Source organism: Paenibacillus sp. OK003, assembly GCF_900109515.1.
GTDB lineage: Bacteria > Bacillota > Bacilli > Paenibacillales > Paenibacillaceae > Paenibacillus > Paenibacillus marchantiae.
In genome coordinates this window covers 1-13,753 of sequence record NZ_FOBD01000024.1, presented here as the reverse complement: position 1 = coordinate 13,753, position 13,753 = coordinate 1, and the positions used below count along the sequence as shown (strand labels likewise).

At 45.7% G+C, this 13,753-nt stretch carries 12 protein-coding genes, 15 tRNA genes and 1 rRNA gene; 1 reads left to right on the top strand and 27 read right to left on the bottom strand.

The features are described from left to right. Window positions 1–263: 263 nt before the first annotated feature. The 11 genes from BMW94_RS26905 to BMW94_RS26855 all read right to left on the bottom strand — a co-directional run bounded on the left by BMW94_RS26905 (window position 264) and on the right by BMW94_RS26855 (window position 8,893). On the bottom strand, window positions 264–662 hold the full coding sequence (locus BMW94_RS26905; protein WP_091001791.1) for a DoxX family protein: 399 nt from the start codon (window positions 660–662) through the stop codon (window positions 264–266). Between the two features lie 401 nt (window positions 663–1,063). After that, a complete protein-coding gene (gene zwf / locus BMW94_RS26900) occupies window positions 1,064–2,614 on the bottom strand; it encodes a glucose-6-phosphate dehydrogenase (RefSeq protein WP_091001790.1) in 1,551 nt (516 codons plus the stop codon). 247 nt (window positions 2,615–2,861) lie between these two features. Next, complete coding sequence (locus tag BMW94_RS26895) at window positions 2,862–3,599, bottom strand: YwmB family TATA-box binding protein (protein ID WP_091001789.1); 738 nt, start codon at window positions 3,597–3,599, stop codon at window positions 2,862–2,864. A 242-nt stretch (window positions 3,600–3,841) separates the two neighbouring features. Continuing rightward, window positions 3,842–4,516, bottom strand: a complete 675-nt coding sequence (locus tag BMW94_RS26890; RefSeq protein WP_254790386.1) for a response regulator transcription factor — start codon at window positions 4,514–4,516, stop codon at window positions 3,842–3,844. Continuing rightward, window positions 4,452–5,573, bottom strand: a complete 1,122-nt coding sequence (locus tag BMW94_RS26885; RefSeq protein WP_091001788.1) for a sensor histidine kinase — start codon at window positions 5,571–5,573, stop codon at window positions 4,452–4,454. The genes BMW94_RS26890 and BMW94_RS26885 overlap by 65 nt, the downstream gene beginning before the upstream one ends. Window positions 5,574–5,604: 31 nt before the next feature. After that, window positions 5,605–6,252, bottom strand: coding sequence for a cell wall-active antibiotics response protein LiaF (gene liaF / locus BMW94_RS26880; protein ID WP_091001787.1), 648 nt, complete (start codon window positions 6,250–6,252; stop codon window positions 5,605–5,607). 150 nt (window positions 6,253–6,402) lie between these two features. Then, on the bottom strand, window positions 6,403–7,110 hold the full coding sequence (locus BMW94_RS26875; RefSeq protein WP_091001786.1) for a PspA/IM30 family protein: 708 nt from the start codon (window positions 7,108–7,110) through the stop codon (window positions 6,403–6,405). Window position 7,111: 1 nt separating this feature from the next. After that, a complete protein-coding gene (locus tag BMW94_RS26870) occupies window positions 7,112–7,618 on the bottom strand; it encodes a PspC domain-containing protein (RefSeq protein WP_091001785.1) in 507 nt (168 codons plus the stop codon). 17 nt (window positions 7,619–7,635) lie between these two features. Then, window positions 7,636–7,872, bottom strand: coding sequence for a PspC domain-containing protein (locus BMW94_RS26865; protein ID WP_091001784.1), 237 nt, complete (start codon window positions 7,870–7,872; stop codon window positions 7,636–7,638). Window positions 7,873–7,876: 4 nt separating this feature from the next. Then, window positions 7,877–8,551 (bottom strand): PspA/IM30 family protein, encoded by a 675-nt coding sequence (locus BMW94_RS26860; protein WP_091001783.1) that lies wholly within the window; start codon window positions 8,549–8,551, stop codon window positions 7,877–7,879. Window positions 8,552–8,584: 33 nt separating this feature from the next. Next, on the bottom strand, window positions 8,585–8,893 hold the full coding sequence (locus tag BMW94_RS26855; RefSeq protein ID WP_062324034.1) for a LiaF transmembrane domain-containing protein: 309 nt from the start codon (window positions 8,891–8,893) through the stop codon (window positions 8,585–8,587). Between the two features lie 498 nt (window positions 8,894–9,391). Here BMW94_RS26855 and BMW94_RS26850 point away from each other — a divergent pair, with 498 nt between their 5' ends. Further along, the gene (locus BMW94_RS26850; RefSeq protein WP_175480867.1) at window positions 9,392–11,779 is read left to right on the top strand and encodes a helix-turn-helix domain-containing protein; all 2,388 of its coding nucleotides are present in this window, start codon (window positions 9,392–9,394) and stop codon (window positions 11,777–11,779) included. A 327-nt stretch (window positions 11,780–12,106) separates the two neighbouring features. Here BMW94_RS26850 and BMW94_RS26845 read toward each other — a convergent pair. The 16 genes from BMW94_RS26845 to BMW94_RS26770 all read right to left on the bottom strand — a co-directional run. After that, a tRNA-Leu gene (locus BMW94_RS26845) sits at window positions 12,107–12,185 on the bottom strand. Window positions 12,186–12,211: 26 nt separating this feature from the next. Then, a tRNA-Cys gene (locus tag BMW94_RS26840) sits at window positions 12,212–12,285 on the bottom strand. A gap of 6 nt (window positions 12,286–12,291) precedes the next feature. Beyond that, window positions 12,292–12,366 (bottom strand) — tRNA-Gly (locus tag BMW94_RS26835). A gap of 4 nt (window positions 12,367–12,370) precedes the next feature. Next, a tRNA-Gln gene (locus BMW94_RS26830) sits at window positions 12,371–12,445 on the bottom strand. Window positions 12,446–12,458: 13 nt separating this feature from the next. Next, window positions 12,459–12,531 (bottom strand) — tRNA-His (locus BMW94_RS26825). Window positions 12,532–12,561: 30 nt separating this feature from the next. Next, window positions 12,562–12,635 (bottom strand) — tRNA-Trp (locus tag BMW94_RS26820). A gap of 6 nt (window positions 12,636–12,641) precedes the next feature. Continuing rightward, window positions 12,642–12,727 (bottom strand) — tRNA-Tyr (locus tag BMW94_RS26815). A gap of 9 nt (window positions 12,728–12,736) precedes the next feature. After that, window positions 12,737–12,812 (bottom strand) — tRNA-Thr (locus tag BMW94_RS26810). 16 nt (window positions 12,813–12,828) lie between these two features. Then, a tRNA-Phe gene (locus tag BMW94_RS26805) sits at window positions 12,829–12,904 on the bottom strand. A 96-nt stretch (window positions 12,905–13,000) separates the two neighbouring features. Beyond that, window positions 13,001–13,078: transfer RNA gene (locus BMW94_RS26800), tRNA-Asp, on the bottom strand. Between the two features lie 27 nt (window positions 13,079–13,105). Further along, window positions 13,106–13,179: transfer RNA gene (locus tag BMW94_RS26795), tRNA-Met, on the bottom strand. 18 nt (window positions 13,180–13,197) lie between these two features. Further along, a tRNA-Val gene (locus tag BMW94_RS26790) sits at window positions 13,198–13,273 on the bottom strand. 68 nt (window positions 13,274–13,341) lie between these two features. After that, window positions 13,342–13,413, bottom strand: a tRNA-Glu gene (locus BMW94_RS26785). A 6-nt stretch (window positions 13,414–13,419) separates the two neighbouring features. Next, window positions 13,420–13,511, bottom strand: a tRNA-Ser gene (locus tag BMW94_RS26780). 3 nt (window positions 13,512–13,514) lie between these two features. Beyond that, window positions 13,515–13,590 (bottom strand) — tRNA-Asn (locus BMW94_RS26775). Between the two features lie 68 nt (window positions 13,591–13,658). Next, window positions 13,659–13,753: ribosomal RNA gene (locus BMW94_RS26770) — 23S ribosomal RNA — on the bottom strand; the annotation flags it as partial.

Here is a 13,753-nt window from a genome sequence, read left to right as displayed (position 1 = left end):
ATTCGCATTTTCGCACATGAGGCAATTAAGCATCCTATGTTAATTTTACACATTTACAACGGAGTTCATCCTCCCTAAGCATTGTGCTTCCATTCATGCCGTAGACCTGATTTAGTATCCAACTTTCCTATTGTACCATAATCTTTACCGAAAATAACCGATTACGTACAGCAGATTCTTCTCTTTTCCGATTGCAAAAAAAGAGCACCCTTCTGCCATCATTATGGCGTCCAGGTACTCATTATTCATTTCGCGTGCCGCTCTTAGAAAATCAATGCGTCCAGAGCGTATTGTCCTCCACCTGTCAAAGCTACTGCTACACCAATCACCAGGATCGCAAGGTTATATTCAAATCCGTTTTGCGTGGACCAGTATCCGTTCGCACCATGAACCTTCACAATGGCAATAACCATAGTCAGAGCAATCAGAATGCCGCCTACCGGTGTGAGCAGACCCAGAGCCAGCAGCAATCCGCCTCCGAATTCAGCAAGCCCTGCCAGTAACGCAACCAATGCGCCGGGTTTCATCCCCATCGATTCAAACCAGCCTCCGGTTCCCTTGATTCCGTATCCCCCGAACCATCCAAACAGTTTTTGAGCCCCGTGCGCCATGAACGACAATCCAATCACCAAACGAATCAACAACAAGCCTACATCCAACATTTTCTTTTCCTCCATTCAATATATACAAAATAGTATTCTTAGATTAAAGATATTATGCTAAATTTTTTTCTTCATGAATGTATTTCGTAACCCCTTCACCTGGTTCACATTTTATCTCATGAATGATGTACGTATCCGATTCGTAATCGGGTTTCGTATCTGTTTGCGTAATCTCTTTTCCTCTTGTGTTGAGTATAAGTTACATACTTACTTTTTGTCAATAACTTATTTTATTATATGTAAAGTTTTACACCCCTCACTTCTCCATCGTAAAAAAGACCTGACAAGAGCGCATCTCTACGTTCTTCCCAAGCCTTCTTTGTAACAGTGTTAGTCTTTTCACCAATAAAATGACTTTGATCGAATCAAATCCCTGCCACGCGTGATTGTTATTCACACGATTAATTATTCACTTGCCAGACGACACTGTCTTCGTCCTGACCGTTCACCGGCCACCAGTGGAAGCCGTCCTGTTCCAGCAGTTTACCTGTTGCTTCAGGACCCCACGTACCTGCTGGATATGTGTGCAGCTCACCATGATTCTCCGCCCATGCCGCCGCAATCCGGTCCACGAAGGACCATGCTGTAGCAACCTCATCCCAACGGGTAAAGTAGGTCGAGTCTCCTTCTGCTGCATCATGCAGCAGACGTTCATACGCCTCCGGCGAGTTGATTCCAATCATGCAGCTCTGACAGAAGTCCATCGCCAGCGGCTGAATCTCGGAGTCAGAACCCGGCTTCTTGGCATTGATTTTAATATATATGCCTTCCATCGGATTTACCCGAATGACGAGCAAATTCGGCTCCAGCTTATACTTTTTGCCCAGATAAACGTTACTCGGCATGGATTTGAATTCAACCACGATTTCGGTCGTTTTCACCGGAAGGCGCTTGCCTGTCCGAATATAGAATGGCACACCTGCCCAGCGGAAATTATCCACAAATACACGTGCCGCAAAATAAGTCTCCGTACTGGATTCCGGATCAACCTTGTCCTCCTGACGATAACCAGGAAGCTGCTTACCACGAAACTCCCCTTCGGTATACTGCCCGCGTACAACGTTAGTGCTTACTTCTTCATTAGAGGTAAACGCACGCAGCGAACGCAGTACCTTAACCTTCTCATCGCGAATGTCCTCCGGGAACAAACGGCTTGGCGGCTCCATGGCAATCATCGTCAACATCTGCAGCATATGGTTCTGTCCCATATCACGCAATGCTCCCGAGTGATCGTAGTATCCGCCACGTTCTTCCACACCAACCGTCTCACCCAGTGTGATCTGAACGTTGGCAATATGTTTATTGTTCCAAAGTGGCTCGAAAAAGGCATTACCAAAGCGAATCACTTCGATATTCTGCACCATTTCCTTACCCAGATAGTGATCAATCCGATAAATCTCTTCCTCGCGGAACACTTCACGGATCTGCTCATTCAGATGCTCCGCAGATTGCAGATCATATCCAAATGGCTTCTCAATCACAAGTCGATTCCACCCGCGGCTCTCCAGCATTCCACCATCACGCAAACTATATGAGACGCTGCCAAAGAGCTCAGGTGCCAGCGCCAGATAGAACAGCCGGTTACCCGGCGTGTTAAACTTCGCTTCCAGACTCTCTGTCTGCTCACGTAATTCTTTGAAACCGTCCACGTTATTGATATCTAGTGATTTATACTCAAAATGTTCGACAAAAGCATTCCACTCATCGGGTTCCCCCGCCGGATAGCGGCAGAACTCCTTAATGGATTCATAGATGTCTTCCCGGAATTCTTCTGGTGACCTCGGACGACGCGCTACACCAATAACCGCAAAGTCTTCGGCTAACTTGCCTTCGCGGTAGAGACTGTAGATCGCCGGAAACAGCTTCCGGCGGGCCAAATCACCCGTTGCTCCAAAAATGAAAAATACTGCACCTGGTGTCTGCACTTCATCTTGCATTTGTTTTTCGACCATGGGCTCCTCTTTCTTTCCGGGAAGACATCTCCACACTCTCCCCGAGCTATGTAATGGTGTTATATACGTAACATACAACCGTCAATTACCAGCAAATTCCTTCTTGGATGTGATGCCATTTTAGCATAAAGCCCCATGGGTTGCACTAAATTTTCCTCAGAAATGTTATCAATATTTTTCCACAATTCATGGAAATTTCATCTATAAAAATTCATGATCAAACTTATAAATCTGCTTTAATACTGCATTAATATTCAATCGTGATCACCGGGAAACCTACTGTAACGCGATTGGTCCCCTTTTCATCATCCTGATGGACCGCCAGCTGCATGTTCAAGAGATGCGTACCGCTTTTAATCACTATGGGCAAATCCGATGCCTCATATGACACGCTGGCAGTGCTGTTATCCGTATAACGTTCTATCGCTTGCATATTCATATCTCCAGACAGCTGTTGCTCGATTTGCTGCAATTGACTGCTGGCGCCACTTTCCATTGCTCCTGTGCCCTGCACAGCGAAATTCCAAGCCGCCTTCATTCCGGAGTCTGTGAGCAACTGGGATACTTGTTCATGCAATGTGATCAATAAACGTTGGTCCGTATGTTCATTGCCTGATAACTGGACGATCGCGTAGTGTTTATTTTCCCCCGTAACGACAACATTGACCAGAATGCCTGCGTGCTGAGCATCAGCAGCCATCTCACTGCGATACACATCATGCCCCGTCTGTACAACGCGTTCAGGCTGCTGCAATCCCAGCCGATGAGCGAGCAGCTCCGCTTGCTCCTTTGCATCCCCACGACCTTCGCCTTGCCATTTAATGACTAAACGCTCCACATGATCGATTGCTATATCTGCGGTCTTCATCAATTGTTCCAGCTTGCCTGCTTCGGATTCCGTTTTCTCAGCGTACACATGAGTCATGCCTACAAGTATAATGATTGCCAATGCCAATATGCCTGCTGTCATCCATCGATTTAACATTCGAATCCTCCGCTCTTTCTTGCATTCTATGAATCTATCAACAGCATGCCCCCATTACTCATTTGCTAAACTTCTTTTTGGCATACAAAAAAAGCCCCATCCACCATCTTCATGGCTGATCGGACTTATATCATCTTATGGGCAGAACAAACTTCGGAATCTTGCTCCCCCGATTTCTTAACTTCACCTTATCTACCCAACAAAACCATAGTGCATATTTCAACCTTCACACGCTTTATTTTCTATTCCGCAAGTCCATTCTTATATGCATAGATAGCTGCCTGCGTACGGTCATCCACGCCCAATTTTGCTAGTATGTTCGTGACATGGAATTTGACCGTCTTGATTCCGATAATGAGATCATCTGCGATGTCCTGATTCGATTTGCCTTTAGCGACTAACCGAAGTACATCCATCTCCCGATCAGTCAATTCATCATGAGCTGGTGCCACTGCCTGAGGCTGTCGGAAACGATTCATCATTTTGGACGCCACTTGTGACTCCAAAACCGATTGCCCCCTAGCCGCTGCGCGGATTGCATCTGCCACCTCATTAGCTCTGGATGTTTTCAGCAGATAACTGAAGGCGCCTGCCTCAATGACCGGATACATTTTTTCATCATCCAGATAGCTCGTCAGCACAATGACCTTGCATTCCGGATACATTTTGAGTAGCTGCCGCGTAGCTTCAATGCCGTCCATCCCTTCCATAACAAGGTCCATCAGTACGACATCAGGCTTATATTCCTGGGCTAACCGGATGCCTTCCTCTCCACTGCCCGCTTCCCCCACCACTTCAATGCCATCTTCGGTATCGAGTACCGCAGCAAGGCCTATGCGCACCATCTCATGATCATCCACGAGCAACACTTTGATCGACGTTTCCGTATCCGTCTCCGTTTCCATTCCCGTCTCCATTGACATGTTCTTCCTCACTTTCATCAATCATCAAAGGTATCGTAATCTCAATCCGTGTTCCTTTACCCGGCGCCGTTACAAATTGAATGGCTCCGCCAATCTCGGTGACACGTTCACGCATATTGGCTAGACCATAAGAAGCTTGCTTCTGCTCATCCAGATTGAAGCCCTGACCGTCATCACGAATCAGCACACGAATTGCATCTGTCCGACGCTGCAGCCGAATTTCCATCTTTTCAGCCTTCGCATGGCGTAATGTATTGGACATCGCTTCCTGAATGATACGGAACAGATGATTCTCAATGCCTTTGATCAAATGGATGTCATCATCCATTTCAAGCACAATATCCATGGGTACTTTTGTTTTCAATTCCAATACAAGATCACGCAGACCTTGTTCCAAATGTTTACCCTCCAGATAGACTGGTCGCAGATGTAACAGCAACGCACGCATCTCGGACTGGGCTACCGAAGCCATCTCCTCAATTAACGCCACCTGCCGCTGGGCACGTGCAAAATCCTTTTCCATTTTCCGTCCAACCGCTGTTGCGGTCATTGAAATGGCGAACAACTGCTGGGATACCGCATCATGCAGTTCTCGTGCCAGCCGTTGCCGTTCCTCCACAATGGCCGTTATTCTGGCTTGTTCAGCAAGCTGTGCATTATGAGTAGACAATCGCTGGAGCGAAGATACCTGATCTTCCCACTTTTTTCCGATTCGTCCGAGTTGCTCACTTAAACGGCCCACATCATCATCGCCAAGATCAGGTACAGTGCGTGATAGAGAGCCCTTCTCCCACAGTAGAAGTGTTTCCCGCAGCAGTTCAAGCCGGCGTTTAACCCGGTAACTCTGAAAGAACCCAAAGACCGCACCGATCCCAATCAGAAGCAGCAATAGTGCCAGGCCCGATTGAATCAGATGACGCCAGCCTGCAAACGGAGCAAGATAACCATATGTATACAATACATACAAAATAACAGCGAGCACAATGAAAACCAGGAGGATCCCTTCACCCATACTTCGGGTTACCATGTCGGTATGTCGTTTTGTCTTCATCGGGGTCTCCTCCTTCTCTTCATCTATTTTACTACGGATTACTGATGCTTAGGTCGCCAACAATATAAGAAATGACAAATTTTGCTTTATGTTCACTGGATTCATATCCAGGCGTTCTCCATACTAATTTGTTCATCATGCCGCTATCTTGTTCTCCAAGAAGATTAATCCGGCCGAAAAGAACCGATGCTTCAATCTCCACACCATAATCTTCTGGTAGCGTAAGGCGAACATTACCCATAACTCCTTGCAGCAGCACAATCGTTTGTTTCTCCTCCGGAATCGAAAGAGATAGATCGGCGTTAACCTCACCTATGGCATGCCACAGACTCATACTACGTAACGTCCAGGATGATTGATCCCAGTAGTACCGAGCCATGAAATTCTGTTTCTTCATAACGCCTGCGTCCAGATGAATCTTTTTGTTTTTTGAATAAAAGTAAGCTAAAGAAGCCAGTACAATTAAAAATACAATCATTAAATTATCCAGCAATAACAGTGCCGCACCGATGCCAAGATACCGATAACCTTTGCGGGTATCCCCTTTGCGGACTTGAAGCATTCCAACCGTTAACAGAATCAGTGCGGCAGCGGTCAGCAAGTTAATATTCTGATTCAATAACATCATTGTACCAATGATAATAATGACAACTGCAAGCCATTTACTCTTTTTATTCATCCCCGCCGCACCTCCTCTGTAAGTTAATTTCTCTTTTTTCAACGGAAAAGCCATACCAGGCAATGAAATCCTGTATGGCTTAACTTTTGTTCTACCAACCGTACATTATACACGATTTATAGAATATCATATTGTCCACTAAGCGAACAGTTATTCTTTTGAAGTTCCGTTCGCTTCATTTTTGGAACCATTGCCCATTTTGTTCTTGAGGGCTTGTAATTGCTGATCCACTTTGAATTGTTTTTCCACATCTACAGGATTTGTGTACGTGGATGATGTGTTGCGATAAGGTGCACGAGCTACGTCAGCTTCAGCCTCCAGCTGCATGATTTTCTCTTCCATGCGGTGGAATCCAAGTGATGCACCGCCACTTTCAATCGAATGCAAGCTGTTGATGGAAGACATTTGTTTTTTGGCTTTCGCCATTTGTGCACGGGATACGAGTTCATTACGTTTGTTACGCATTTTGTAGAACTCATCTTTCATGTCATGCAGCTGTTGCAGCAAATCTTTGGCTTGAGCTTCGGACTGAGCATGAAGTTCTCTGTATTCAGTAATTTTTTGATCGAAGTAAATTTTCTCTTCCAGCAATTTACGTGCCACTTCTTCCTGACCATTAGCCAGTGCAGCCTCTGCCTGAGACTCACGTTGTACCGATGTACGTTCTGCTTCGTCCAGACGCTGTTTCATGCGACGCTCGTTCGCCATTTGTTTGGCGACGGTTACCTCTGCCTCATGAATTTCAGCCTCCATGTCACGCAAGTACTGGTTCAACATTACAATCGGGTCTTCCACTTTATCCAACATATCGTTTACCGACGCTTTAGTCATATCCTTAATCCGTTTAAATACTCCCATTTTACTTTTCTCCCTTCTCGTAACGAGATAATTTTTGGCGAAGCTCTTCAACTTCTTTTTTCAATGCTTTTTTCTCAATATCTTTCATCATGGAATCAAGTTCACTTTCTTGCTGTGATCCTGCTCCGTAGGCGTTATTGTCGTAAGAACGTGGACCAGACTGAGGTCTGCTGTTATATCCTGGGCCAGGACCAAAGTTTCCAGGGCCTTGAGTATGATTGTTTTGGAAAGGACCTCTTGGCGGCTCGTGATCAAAGTTGTTGTATCCTCTACCAACGCCAGGACCAGGGCCCGGACCATAGCCGTATGGATCATAAGGTGGATATGGCTCTTTTGGTACCACCAGTGCTGCGATGAAGTAGATTAACAACGACGTGCCGCCAGTTACGAAGATACTGATGACAAAGATGATACGCAGCAAGGTTGAATCCATGCCGATCGACTCGGATATCCCACCACACAATCCTGTCAGCATCCGGTCACGCGTTGAGCGGTATAATTTGCTCATGTGCTTACTCCTTTCGTTTACTTGTATCCTCTTACGTGATCAGCACCATAAATGTATGGATCAGCGTGATAGGGTTCTTTTGGCACTACCAATGCAGCGATGAAGTAGATCAGCAATGATGTACCCCCCGTAGCGAAAATACTGATGAAGAAAATGATACGCAGCAGCGTGGAACTAAATCCAAGATTTTCAGATATGCCGCCAATCAAACCTGTCAGCATACGATTGCGCGATGAGCGGTAAAGTTTATTCATGTGTCTACTCCTTTCTGTCATTGTTCAGCTTTTGTTTCAGCCGTTCCAGTTCTTTGTCCAGCGTAGAGGATGACATGGTACCAGACGTTCCTGCACCATCCTGACTCATTCGCCGCAAATCCCGGAGACTTTGTGCCTCATATTCGAGATCCGAAACCTGATCGTCTAACCGGTTGAACATACGGGGTACATTCTGACCGCCGTTGTAGTGACCTCTCTGGTTCATTCGTTGCTGCAATTGAATCGTCTGCATACGAGCGTAGTAATATTGGCGTTTGCTGTATACATTTTGATACTCCACTTTCAGTTGGTCGATCTGTTCGTCTAGTTCCTGTAAAGCCGCATTGCTTTGTGCGTACAATTCATTGTATTGCTCCATTTTTTCCTCGTGGAGGATTTTCTCTTGCAAAGCAAGTTTGGCTAAGTGTTCCTCGCCTGCTTTCAGAGCCATGGACGCTTGTTCTTCCCGTTTGTGTACCATACCTGCTGCCTGATCCGCTTGTTGTTTCATTTGTCTGGTATGGCTTGCATATTGATGACGAAGCTTCTCGGCTTCACCGATGTCTTGGCGGGTCGAGACCAGAAACTGATCAATCAGTTTGACTGGATCCTGACTTTGCTCCAGATGTTCGTTTAAATTAGCTACGGTAATGTCCCGCATTCGACGAAATACACTCATTTTGTCTGTCCTCCTTATCATAATCGTGAAAGCTTAGTAACGGCCACGACGACTGCGATTATTACTCAACATGGAGAATCCGAAGATAATTAACCCAATCGCGATGATCGGTCCGATCAGCCAGGCCAGTTTGCCCAGCAATGAGAGGATACCGATGAAGAGAACAATCCATCCAAGCAGTACATTTCCTCGTTTAACTCCGTAATACCCAAGTGCAATCATCAGAATCGGAATCAGATAACCCATTAAATGTCCCAGTAGAGGAGTTAACTTCCCGAAGAGGAGGAGTGCACCCAATGCAATTAGTACAACCGCCCAGCCATTTCCTTTATTCCATCTCATAATTATTGTTCACCACCCTTTCGGTTCGTTAATTTTGGTATGTCTTTGTGTGTTTGTTTGTTCGTTTGTTTCTTGTTTAACCTTATGTCCTTATTCTAGGGGAAACTGCGACTTTTCAAAACAGACCGTGGACGGTTTTTCATCCTAGACTCAGGTCGGGGATCGGGTTGGACCTTTGACTGTCCCTGGATCAGACCATTGACCACTGTATCTGATTAAGTCCATAGATATCTCTTATTCTCCTTCTTCAAAGACGATTTCCCCGTGTGAATATGACGTCCATACCTCTTATCTACGTTCACCCTCGACTGACGTTTCCCATTACACATTCCATAAAAGCCAAAACGACCTCTAATAAATTTGAACGATTTCATAACCTTATTTTTAGCCTTGAATTTTCATTACTTTTTATCCAAATAAACAAAATTTAGATTGTTATATTTGTAAGCGTTTACTAAAATAGGGAGTGACACTAATTCAACAGTCAGGAGTGGACCTGTGCGATCATTCAGCTATCTACATAAAATGATAGTCTTCGGAATCTTGTTAAGTACCCTGCCCATTCTGTTGACGGGAATCGCCGCTTTTATCTATTCTTCAAAACAATCGGAGCTGCATCGTGCTCAAGCCAATAAACAACTGTTAATCCAAATGCAAACCAACGTGGAGCACAAACTTGCAACCGTAAGCTATATGCTCGATCAGGCCGTTCGGTCGCCAGACACGCTCCATTCGCTAACTTCATCTTCAACGGTACAAGGCACTGGGCCTTTGTTTGCGGAGAAGTTACAGACCGAATTCAAGAATATGAGGTCATGGGAACCTCTAATGGATATTACACTCGTAAATCAGACCCAGGATTGGCTTATCGATCATGCTGGCCTCTACCTGAATACTGATTTTCCAATGGCTCTGCCCATGAAAGACTTGTTATCGAACACACTCACATCCGGTTGGCAGCTTACACCATCATCTGTGTTTAACAATAATGAGCGACCGGTGAATTCAGGCTGCATCTACCATATTGCACTTGCCAGATCGATACCCGATGTAAATGTTTCTTCTGATGCTGCCCTGATTGCGGGAATTCCCGCATGTTCACTGCAAAAACCATTGGAAGAGGATTCTCCAGACAGCTCTACGGCCGGACTGATCATTTTGAATCGTGAACAACGCATCATGGTCCACCCCGATCCCCAATATATTGGTCAGCCATTGGCTGCAGCAGGAATAAAAGATAGTAAGTCGGGTGCCAATTTTAGCGAGCTGTTATCTATCCGTGGATTCGCTGCCTCTTCAGGCCAACATGAGGTACGTATTGCAAATAAACGTTACTCACTGTCCTATACGCATTCTTCTCTAAAAGGGTGGACATATATTCTCATTTCGCCTACTAACATTCTAACTCATGAGTATGTTCAAATTGGGCTGCACACCATGTATATCAGTGTTGCTATGCTACTGCTTTCACTTTTGGTCTCATGGGCAGGATCGAGAAGAATGATTTTACCCATACGCAAGCTTCTTGTACAACTTGGTGATAAACGCTTATCCAGATGTAACTTGGAAACCAATCCTACGCTTCATATGGATGAATTTGAGCAAATCAGAGCCGGCGTTTCACAGCTATCTGCTTCTCAATCCCAGCTTGAAAGCAAATTAAATCAATATAAGTCGCAGATCCGTACTCATTTTCTAATCAACCTGCTTCTGGGCAAAAATGCTCCATCCACTCTTCATGACACACTCAGAGAGAATGGTTATGGTTCACAGCTTCAAGAGTGGCAACAAATAGCCGTCATTGCAGTTCAGGCTGATCTTATGAATCACACCAAATACCATGCCAAGGATCGTGATCTGTTGCTATTTGCCGTTCAGAACATACTGGAGGAGAGTGTTTATGCCGAACAACAGTTACTTCCTGTAGTATTTGATCAGGCTGTCGTTACCATTATCGGTACCTCTGAGCAAGATCATGTTCGTTTTTCACAACATCTGCATACGTTAACGGAACAACTACAACATCAGATCAGTGAGATCCTTAGTCTCCAGGTAAGCATTGGCTTCAGTCAGCCTCACGCCTCCCTATTTCAGATACCTCAAGCTTATACGGAGGCCCTTGAAGCGCTCAAGCATCGAATGAAACTGGGAGCAGGCATCATTTTTCAATTTGAGGCGATTGATAATCGTACCTCCCATTGGGCACTGCCATACCCTGAATCACTGGAATATACCCTGATACAGGCTATCCAAAATGCCGATGAAGCCCAAGCCTCATCTCATCTCCATCAGTTGCTTGAAGTGCTGTTCGGCATGGAGTGTACACCAGAAGAATATCAGGTAGCACTTACCCGATTGTTAACGCATATTTTGCAGATGATGCAGGAATCCGGTATACGACTGGGACAGATCTCCAAAGGACATGGTTCTATTTTCAATGAACTTCATGGTCTACAGTATGCAGCTGAGGTTGATCAATGGTTTAACACTCATATCATCACACCGATCATTCACATTTTAAAGGAAAGACAGTACGCCCAATATCAGCACATCTCCGAGAAAATGATTGCCATCATTCAGCAAGAATACGATAAAGATCTAACGTTGGAGGAATGCGCATCCAGACTTCACTACAATGCCAACTATCTGAGTAGCGTGTTCCGCAAAGAGACAGGCTGTGCATTCAGTGAGTATCTGACGAAGTACCGCTTCAGTATAGCTAAAAAGTGGCTCGACGAAAGCGAGCTAACGGTCAAGGATATCGCCGCACGGCTTCGTTATAACAACCCGCAGAACTTCATCCGTTCTTTTCGAAAATGGGAAGGGATCACGCCCGGACAGTATAGGGAGCGTAAGAAGAAGCCTGATCTATCCTTGAAGCAGTAAACGGCTCTTTAGGGAATGAAGTACGAGGGTTATAACTATTTCTATCTATAGAAGAAGAACGTTTGTTATTTAAGTAGAAGAATAAGTTCTTATATATATGAACTCCAAAAATGGAGCAGTTAGACTGCTCCGTTACAAATTCAACTAAATCGATTACTGCTGAAATAGGTCTACTGTTCGTTGGTAAGTTCCTTCTCTTCTACAAACTATAATCTCAGTACATTACATAGCATTGTGCTTAACTGCCGCACGTCATCTTTAAATCTGCCAAATAAAAAAAAGCTCATTAGATTTTGCATCTACTGAGCTTTTCTTTACTTACTTGAATACCGGCGAGAGGACTCGAACCTCCACGGTTTCCCACTCGATTTTGAGTCGAGCGCGTCTGCCATTCCGCCACGCCGGCATATGATGTTTTTATAAAAAATATACTGGAGGCGCCACCCAGATTCGAACTGGGGATAAAGCTTTTGCAGAGCTGTGCCTTACCACTTGGCTATGGCGCCATATTTTGGAGCGGACGACGGGAATCGAACCCGCGACCCTCGCCTTGGCAAGGCGATGCTCTACCGCTGAGCCACGTCCGCATAATGGCTGGGGATATAGGATTTGAACCTATGCATGACGGAGTCAAAGTCCGTTGCCTTACCGCTTGGCTAATCCCCAAAAAAAACAAAGGGGCGATCGAGGGGAATTGAACCCCCGAATGCCGGATCCACAAACCGGTGCGTTAACCACTTCGCCACGATCGCCATAATCACAATATGTTCTTAAAAGTTAATTGGCAGGGGCAGCAGGAATTGAACCCACACCAACGGTTTTGGAGACCGTTGTTCTACCTTTAAACTATGCCCCTAAAAACTGGTGGAGGATGATGGATTCGAACCACCGAACCCGTACGGGAGCAGATTTACAGTCTGATGCGTTTGGCCACTTCGCTAATCCTCCAGGATTACATGGTGCCGGCGAGAGGACTTGAACCCCCAACCTACTGATTACAAGTCAGTTGCTCTACCAGTTGAGCTACACCGGCATATTAAATTGTTAAATGGTGGCTCGGGACGGAATCGAACCGCCGACACGAGGATTTTCAGTCCTCTGCTCTACCGACTGAGCTACCGAGCCATAATAAAGTTTAATCCTGAAACGTTACACTTTATCTAGGGCGTTCGGTGCCATATAGCAGATTTAGTGAACAGCTTCCTCATTTAAAGATTATAATGGCGGAACCGACGGGATTCGAACCCGCGATCTCCTGCGTGACAGGCAGGCATGTTAGGCCAACTACACCACGGTTCCAGATCACTTTCTTGATAGAAAGGTTAATTGCGGGGGCAGGATTTGAACCTGCGGCCTTCGGGTTATGAGCCCGACGAGCTACCGGGCTGCTCCACCCCGCGTCGTTATTAAAATTTATATGGTGGAGGCTGAGGGGATCGAACCCCCGACCCTCTGCTTGTAAGGCAGATGCTCTCCCAGCTGAGCTAAGCCTCCGAACAACACATTTATGATCTTATCATAAAACTGCTGTGTAAATCAACTTCTTTTTTTGAAGTTATATATGACCCGTAGGGGATTCGAACCCCTGTTACCTCCGTGAAAGGGAGGTGTCTTAACCCCTTGACCAACGGGCCTTACTATGGCGGAGAGAGAGGGATTCGAACCCTCGAGACGCTTGTGGCGCCTACACGATTTCCAATCGTGCTCCTTCGGCCAACTCGGACACCTCTCCATATGGCTCCCCGAACAGGGCTCGAACCTGTGACAACTCGATTAACAGTCGAGTGCTCTACCAACTGAGCTATCAGGGAATATGCTTCAGAGTTTATTCTCTGAAAACTAGATCCGAAACGAAATTCGCGATTAAAACCTGCATATCTTGGATAAGCCCTCGACCGATTAGTACTGGTCAGCTCCATGCATTGCTGCACTTCCACCCCCAGCCTATCTACCTCGTCGTCTTCAAGGGGTCTT

Bases quoted from the DNA above. Each gene is read 5' to 3' on its own strand.
- BMW94_RS26865 (WP_091001784.1), bottom strand. From the start codon at position 7,872: ATGAATAAACTTTACCGCTCATCGCGCAATCGTATGCTGACAGGTTTG.
- BMW94_RS26870 (WP_091001785.1), bottom strand. From the start codon at position 7,618: ATGAGCAAATTATACCGCTCAACGCGTGACCGGATGCTGACAGGATTG.
- BMW94_RS26875 (WP_091001786.1), bottom strand. From the start codon at position 7,110: ATGGGAGTATTTAAACGGATTAAGGATATGACTAAAGCGTCGGTAAAC.
- BMW94_RS26855 (WP_062324034.1), bottom strand. From the start codon at position 8,893: ATGAGATGGAATAAAGGAAATGGCTGGGCGGTTGTACTAATTGCATTG.
- zwf (WP_091001790.1), bottom strand. From the start codon at position 2,614: ATGGTCGAAAAACAAATGCAAGATGAAGTGCAGACACCAGGTGCAGTA.
- BMW94_RS26895 (WP_091001789.1), bottom strand. From the start codon at position 3,599: ATGTTAAATCGATGGATGACAGCAGGCATATTGGCATTGGCAATCATT.
- BMW94_RS26890 (WP_254790386.1), bottom strand. From the start codon at position 4,516: ATGGAGACGGGAATGGAAACGGAGACGGATACGGAAACGTCGATCAAA.
- BMW94_RS26860 (WP_091001783.1), bottom strand. From the start codon at position 8,551: ATGAGTGTATTTCGTCGAATGCGGGACATTACCGTAGCTAATTTAAAC.
- BMW94_RS26905 (WP_091001791.1), bottom strand. From the start codon at position 662: ATGTTGGATGTAGGCTTGTTGTTGATTCGTTTGGTGATTGGATTGTCG.
- liaF (WP_091001787.1), bottom strand. From the start codon at position 6,252: ATGAATAAAAAGAGTAAATGGCTTGCAGTTGTCATTATTATCATTGGT.
- BMW94_RS26885 (WP_091001788.1), bottom strand. From the start codon at position 5,573: ATGAAGACAAAACGACATACCGACATGGTAACCCGAAGTATGGGTGAA.